The sequence below is a fragment of the Halomonas sp. IOP_14 genome (assembly GCF_021021315.1).
Taxonomy (GTDB): Bacteria; Pseudomonadota; Gammaproteobacteria; order Pseudomonadales; family Halomonadaceae; genus Vreelandella; species Vreelandella titanicae.
Genome location: NZ_JAINWD010000069.1, coordinates 1 through 7,002, shown reverse-complemented (window position 1 = coordinate 7,002; position 7,002 = coordinate 1). Strand labels below are relative to the sequence as shown.

5 protein-coding genes are annotated in these 7,002 nt (G+C 51.2%); all 5 read right to left on the bottom strand.

Annotation, left to right across the window (positions count from 1 at the left end):
• Window positions 1-168: 168 nt before the first annotated feature.
• Window positions 169-1,107: an ABC transporter substrate-binding protein gene (locus tag K7H09_RS23690; RefSeq protein ID WP_052475525.1), complete on the bottom strand. Its 939-nt coding sequence runs from the start codon at window positions 1,105-1,107 to the stop codon at window positions 169-171.
• A gap of 20 nt (window positions 1,108-1,127) precedes the next feature.
• Complete coding sequence (locus K7H09_RS23685) at window positions 1,128-3,302, bottom strand: TonB-dependent siderophore receptor (protein ID WP_041157721.1); 2,175 nt, start codon at window positions 3,300-3,302, stop codon at window positions 1,128-1,130.
• A 164-nt stretch (window positions 3,303-3,466) separates the two neighbouring features.
• Window positions 3,467-4,399, bottom strand: a complete 933-nt coding sequence (locus tag K7H09_RS23680; protein ID WP_041157722.1) for an alpha/beta hydrolase — start codon at window positions 4,397-4,399, stop codon at window positions 3,467-3,469.
• Between the two features lie 65 nt (window positions 4,400-4,464).
• Window positions 4,465-5,760, bottom strand: a complete 1,296-nt coding sequence (locus tag K7H09_RS23675; RefSeq protein ID WP_041157723.1) for a lysine N(6)-hydroxylase/L-ornithine N(5)-oxygenase family protein — start codon at window positions 5,758-5,760, stop codon at window positions 4,465-4,467.
• Between the two features lie 638 nt (window positions 5,761-6,398).
• Window positions 6,399-7,002: formyltransferase family protein (locus K7H09_RS23670; protein WP_230806277.1), on the bottom strand; the 604-nt coding region annotated here is incomplete at its 5' end.

The window sequence follows — 7,002 nt, the reverse complement described above, 5'->3', positions numbered from 1 at the left end:
TAGAGTGAAGTCAGTCGGGAAGTTAAGGAGCCTCTGATTAACGTGATGAGCGCAGGCCAGACAAGGCAAAAATCAACGAAAAAACGAAATTTACAGGTTGTAAATGAGCATTTTGAGACGATTTTTAACGCAGTATGGCCAAGCGAAAAATAGTTGATCAGAGATTTCTTAAGTGTTCTCCAGTGCTTCTTTGAGTGACTCAGCGAAGCGCAGGGCGGAGAAGAACCCACCCCACGACCAATAATTGACGTCTATACTGACTGGGGGATCATCCAACCAATGCTGCCATAGCCCCGACGTTGGCAAGGCTGAATCAGTTGTGTATTGAGAGTAAGTCGGGTGAAGCAGAATGAACCTACCTTCTAATTGAAACGCCTCTGAAATGGTTAATGTACTGAAGCCCCAGTCGTTAGTAGGGCCTTGCCAGGCATTTTCCAATCCCAACTGAGTGATAACCATATCTTCCAGGCTTCCATGCCCATAAATGCGAACATGTCGGTCGTCTCGAATTTCTACAACCAACAGGGGGTCTACAGGCCTTGCAATCTGTGCCGCTATTACTGCCAGTCTAGTTTGGGCAGATTCAATTAATTCTTGGGCCTGCTGTTGCTGATTGTTCAGCTCCCCTACTTTTCTAGTAAGTTGTTCAAGGTTCTGCCAAATATTTAAGTTTTCTCCAAATAGCGGGATTTTTATTACATCAGCAATACTGGAAAGTTTATTCTCTAAATTCAAATGGGCCGGTGGCGATATTAGAATAGCATCAGGCTCCAACGACGCTAGGTATTCAAAATTGGGCTGAAACCTATTCCCGAGCTCCTGGGTATCAGGTAGTAAAGGCTCTCGGTAGAAGCGCCTATATTGTGCCAAGCCCGCCATCGCTAAAGGAGGCTGTTGCAAAGCAGAAAGTGTATCTGCAATGGCATAGTCAAAAGCGACCAGCTTTTTGGGCTCTTCAGCGTTAGCGAATGAGATGAGTAGCGGTAAAAATATAACTAGGAGAAAAATTATACGGCCTGATGGTAGCAAATTACCCATATAGATCATCAATATATTTTCTATTTTGGCTCTTATAAAACAATGACAGGCGGTGAAGCCGCCTGCCATTGTCTCTCTTGGTAATGAGGTTACCACTGATAACTTACTGAGCCTACAATGCTTCTCGGTTCACCATAGAAGCATCCATAAGTGCAGGACTCGATATAGGTTTTGTCAGTGAGATTGGTGGCATTCAATGCATACACCCAAGATCCGGTTTCATAACTCACTCGTGTATCGACAAGTGTAAACGACGGCACTTCTCCCGCTACCCAAGTCGCCCGGGTTGGGCCTACGTAGCGAACTCCACCTCCTACTTTCAACCCCGGCAAGCCGAAATCGCCAAAGCGATAATCACTCCATAGCGAGAATTGGTTGTAGGGTGTATTGGCCGTTCTCCTGCCCACCTGATCTGGCGTAACGGGGCTGCTTTTCGTTGTACGCGCATCAGTGTAGGTGTAGGCTGCTACCAAGTTGGCGTTGGGGCCTAGTGCCGTCTTCGCTTCCAATTCGACACCACGTGAACGTACTTCCCCTATCTGTGTCTGGAAGCTGGTGTCCACCGGATCGGTGACGCTGACGTTTTCCTGTGTCAGCTCATAGGCGGTGGCGGTGAGCATGGTATCCCACCCTTCCGGCTGAAAGCGAACGCCCAGTTCATATTGCTCTCCTCGCGTGGGCTCGAACTGATTACCGTTACGGTCGGTGCCGCTGGTAGGTTCAAACGACTGGCTATAGCTAATGAAAGGCGCCAAACCGTTATCGGCAAGATAGACACCCCCTACACGTCCAGTGAAAGCATTATCCGTTTCACGACTCCACTCTGTGGGGCCAAAGTAGGGAGAGGTCTCAGATTCAGTCCAGTCCTGCCGCCCTCCCAACATGAGAACCCACTTGTCGGCGATTTTCATCTGATTTTGAGCATACAAGCCAACCTGCTCGCTGCGTTGCTTGGATGACCATGCAAAAGGCACCGGTTCGCCGAAATCTCCACTGCCGTAAACAGGATCAAAGAGGTCAAGCGGTGGCGCTGTGCGGTTGTAGCGCTCGGTTTCGTGGCGTTGTCGTATGTAGTCTATTCCGATCAAGCTGGTGTTGGTGGTATTACCAGCCTCCCAGTCGTATTGCAAGGAGGTATCTGAGGTCAAGCCAGCTGACGAATCGTGGCGATCTTGAGCGATCCTTGTATAGGTTCGCTGGTCGCTACTCTGTCCCATATTTATAGAATCGTAAGTCCGGTCGGCTTGGAATGTCCGCAGGCTATGGCGGAGGTGGAGGCTGTTAGAGAGATCATGCTCAAACAAGTAGCCAATCGAGTAGCGCTCGTTATCATACTCATCATAGCCGGGCTCTCCAGTAAATCGCTCGCGGGGAATTTGACCATTCGGGTTAGAAAGAATAGTACCGCTGGTGGGTAGCCCGTAAACATAGGCCGTTTGATCACGCTGATACTCACTCAGCAGAGTGAGCGAGGTATCCTCATTTGGCTGCCATTTCAACGCTGGAGCAATATAGGTGCGGTCATCCGGCACATGGTCGATAAAGCTATCGCTATCCCGGTGCAGCATGGTCAGGCGGTATGACCAAACGCCATCCTCATCCAGAGCATCGGAGAAATCAGCAGATATTTGGCGACGATCAAAGCTGCCCGCCTCGATATTTACCTCGCGCAGGGGCTCGCTGGTAGGGCGTTTACTAACAGCGTTGATCATGCCACCAGGGGAGGCCACCCCATAAAGAATAGAGGACGGGCCCTTTAATACTTCCAATCGTTCCAGACCATAAAGCTCTTGCTGGCCATCATAAAGATTAGATTGGTATTTACTGCCGTCACGATAGGATCTATTAACGGTGAATCCGCGGATTCTGAGTGTTTCAGTGGTGCGATCAGCGCCTTCCTGCCTTGATACACCGGCTGTGTAACCCAACGCCTCATTGAAGTTTCGGGCCCCATAATTTCGAAACTCCTCACTGCTAACTACTGAGATGGACTGCGGGGTCTCGATGATCGGTGTATCGGTTTTGGTGCCTGTTGCGCTGCGGGTGGCAGCAATACCTTGTACTGGCCCCGTTGCTTCTTCATAGAGACGGCTTTCGGTTACTTGCAGGGTAGGCAGTGTGGTGCTTGTATCGCTGCTTTCGTTAGGTTGTAGATTAGCGCCTTGAGCAAGAGCCGCCGGTGCCGCGAATAGCGTCGCAGCGCAGGCATTGGCAATGGCCGCGGAGAGCAGTTGCCTGCGCAGGCCGGTACGAAATTGATGCATGATAATCCCCTTGAATGATACTTATACGTTAATGGTAATTGTTATTATTAGTATTATGTTCTGAATTTGTGCTGACTTGCAACATCATGTTGCCCAAAACGGTACATGTAGTAAGTGCCGCTACATGTATGACCTATGGGGCGGCAGCCAGACCTACGAGTTGGCTAGTTAACAAGATGGTGCTGTAGCGCCTTAGCAATATCTGCGCGTACCTGACCGGTGGCATCGGGCGTGATGCTGCCCAGGCGTGCGAAGTCGTGCACCATGCCGGGGTATATGGTCAGTTGGGTATCCACGTTCGCTTCCTGTAAGCGGTTCACGTAGGAGATGCCTTCGTCGACTAGAGGATCATGTTCGGCCAGGGCGATAAACGCAGGCGGTAGGTTTTTGAGCTCCGCAGCCTCCAACGGCGCGAAGCGCCAGTCGTGGCGTTCCTCACTGCTATTTAGATAGTGGCTAAACATCCACTGCAGGGTGTCTGCTTCCAGCAGGTAGCCTTGTGCGTATCGGCGATGAGACTCGCTGTCCTGCCAGGCGCTGGTGCAGGGGTAGAGAAGGATTTGGCAGCGCGGCGGGGCCCAGTCATTATCGCGTGCTGACATGCAGAGCGCAGTGGCCAGAGTGCCCCCTACGCTGTCGCCACCAACAGCGATGCATGAGGTATTGATACCTATCCCTTCTCCATGTTCTAGCAACCAGCAATAGGCATCTTCAGCATCGTGAAAGGCTGTTGGGAATTTATGCTCCGGGGCCAAACGATAGTCGACGGCGAGGACTGTATAACCTGCCATCTGAGCAATGCTTTGACAAAGCGTATCGTGCGAATCCAGGCTGCCTAATAAGTAGCCGCCGCCATGGAAATAGAGAAGGGTGGGCGAGATAGCTTCCTTACCTTGATAGCGACGTAGCTCAAGTTGGTGACCATCTCGGCACTTAATGCTCAGCGTTTCGGCATTGTGCGATACTGGTTCATCAAGCATCTGCGATGATGCCTCGTAAGCAGTGCGTGCCTGTTGTGGTGAGAGAGAGTGGAAAGGCGGGCTGCCACTATCGGCGACTAGGTCTAAGAAAGCGGCGATATCAGGATGTAGGGACATGATGGTCGTGAATCTCGGTATTAGGGGCCGCTCTGAGAGAGCGGCCATGCGTTAATAGTGCTTGGTTAGTCCGCACCTACTAGTGAGGGAGTTGATACTCCTGAATAGGATGTTGGCAGTGCCTCATTAAGCACTTCACAGATCTCACTTGTCCGTGCTGCCAAAATCGACAGCAGGGTGTCGCTTAAACCATGGGTGGGCTCGCAGCTGCCTTGCAGGAAAATAGCCGGTTTGAACGCAGGCTTGGTGTAGAGCTGATAGTGGCGATTGACAGCAAACTCAGGCAGGTAGTCCGCGACGGGGGCCAGTAGCTGTTTATGGGTGTCGCGTACATAGCCGGTGGCTAACACTACTGCGTCGTAGCGGGTGATATCCGTATGGCCAGTCTCCAAATCACGCACGTTTAGCTCAACGCCTTCAGGGCCTGCTTCACTGCCGATAACCTCATGGCGGCGACGGAAGCGGTGGCGGGCCTGGCCGGTCACTTTTTGCTGATAGAACACGTCGTAAATCTCCTGAATCAACGCCAAGTCAGGGGCTGAGTAGTTGGTGCTTTTGTACTCCTGCAGCAGTGCTTCCCGCTGGCCGGTGGGGTTGTTGAACACGTAGTCGGTGTATTCGGGGTTGAAAATCTCGTTGACGAAGGGGCTATCGTCGGAGGGTTTAAAGGCCCATGCCCGGCTAATAAGATCCACCTGAATGCCTTCACGGCCGTGTAGATCAAGGAATATCTCAGCGGCGCTCTGGCCCGCACCGATCACGGCGATGCGTTTGGGGGCGTCTTGCTTCGCCAACTCCCGGAGGTAGTGGCTGGAGTGGAAGACCCGTGGGTTGTCTTTTAGGCCGGCGAAGCATTCAGGCACATTGGGCGCACCACCCACGCTAATTACCAATGAACGGGTGAGCCTTTCCTGCACCGCGCCACTCTCATCCCGTGAACGAACGCGGAGGTAGGCTACCTCGTCGTTATCAGTTTCGGGCAGCACTTCAAACACATCCTCTCCATAGGTGCACTGGTGTTCAAAGTGGCTGGCGGTCCAGCTTAGGTAGTCATTGAACTCGTGACGGCTGGGGAAGAAGGTCTGCAGATTGATAAAGTCTTGTAAGCGGCCTTTGCTGTGAAGGTAATTGAGGAAGCTGTAACGGCTTCCCGGGTTACGCGGCGTGACCAGGTCTTTGAGGAAGGAAATCTGCATATGGGCATTTTCTAGCAGCATATGCGGGTGCCAAGCAAAGCAGGGCTGGCGCTCAATAAACAAGGCATCCTTCGCTTGCCCTGCCTGGCGCTGTTCGTCGAGAGCAATGGCCAGGGCAATATTGGAGGGGCCAAAGCCGATGCCGATCAAATCGTGAATATGCATAAGAGTCCTAGTGGCTGATGTGTCAATTAATAAAACACCAAAGGCGGCGTACTGGCTTCCTTGCTTAATGACGAATGAGAATGAGGTTTTTTTACATAGATGTTGTTTAACTTTTACGCGAGCAGTTCGTCTTTACAGGTAGGCGTCGATTTTCAATGAAGTGAATGTGCTTCTCTATTTGATTCGTCGAACCCGCGAGCTGATGGCCGCCGCTGCGCTGGCCAGTATTCTCTCGGGGCTTTTCAGCGTGTTACTAATTAATAGAGCGTTAAACAGTGATGCCGTCCGTTGTGCCTACGCTGCTTGGGCTTTCGCAGGGGTTGCCTTGGTTTAACAGTGCTGTTTGGGCGGCTCGGGCAGCGTGCCCTAGCTGAGTTGCGCAGTTTTGTTGCCCAGTGTGTGGCCATTGCCCCTTTTGCTTAGTTTGAGCGTGTTGGCTGCGCGCGGATCCAATCGGCGCTCACCAGACCATATTCGCGGTAAGGATATAAAACGGAGGCATTGGTCTCAGGCTGTTGGAGACACATAACTTTTGCATAGAAATACCCTTTCTTCTCATTTTGGTACTGTCTGCTCACAGCCGCTCCTAATGCCCAATGGGCATGAGATTCTACCTCCATTCTATAGATTCAGTATGATTAGGAAGTGGTGATGTCGTTTTTCAGAGATTCCAATCCTTTATGAAGTGCGGGAAATAGGCTTTTATTAAAGTTTCTCCACCGTAATTCAATGATGGAGTCACCTGGTTCGATATGAGTTTCCAATAGGTCGTAGATGACTTCGCCAGAATCAATTCCACTGTCGACATAATGGAGTGAGGCGCCAGTCTTGTTGATAGTAGGAACGCTTTCGGTCTCCATTGTCTGCCAGTTGATAACCTTTTTTCCTTGAGCCCCGTACAGTGCATCAAGTGTTGCAGAGGCACCCCGTCTTTGATATGGGGAGTCTTGGCGCGTAAGTCCCGGATGGATATTGACGATCTTGCGATAAAAAGGACTCTGAGGGCGGATTAGCTCGTCTAGAATGACTAATAGTCCGTCAAGGACGACGACGTCTGCTCCGACTGCCACTAACTTTTCTAGCAAGCTTTTTTCAAAAGTCGATTTCGCAGGGAGTCTATCGGGCGAGTCGGTTGGTAAGCGTCGGTAAGTGGATGGTATAGAGCAGAAAAGATCATCAATGTGGCATCCCTTCACAAAGAACTCTTGTGGCCTGAATTCAAACATTAAGCGCAGCACCCGC

Excerpts from the sequence above, each read along its gene's own strand:
- K7H09_RS23685 (WP_041157721.1), bottom strand. The coding sequence starts at position 3,302 with ATGCATCAATTTCGTACCGGCCTGCGCAGGCAACTGCTCTCCGCGGCC.
- K7H09_RS23675 (WP_041157723.1), bottom strand. The coding sequence starts at position 5,760 with ATGCATATTCACGATTTGATCGGCATCGGCTTTGGCCCCTCCAATATT.
- K7H09_RS23680 (WP_041157722.1), bottom strand. The coding sequence starts at position 4,399 with ATGTCCCTACATCCTGATATCGCCGCTTTCTTAGACCTAGTCGCCGAT.
- K7H09_RS23690 (WP_052475525.1), bottom strand. The coding sequence starts at position 1,107 with ATGGCAGGCGGCTTCACCGCCTGTCATTGTTTTATAAGAGCCAAAATA.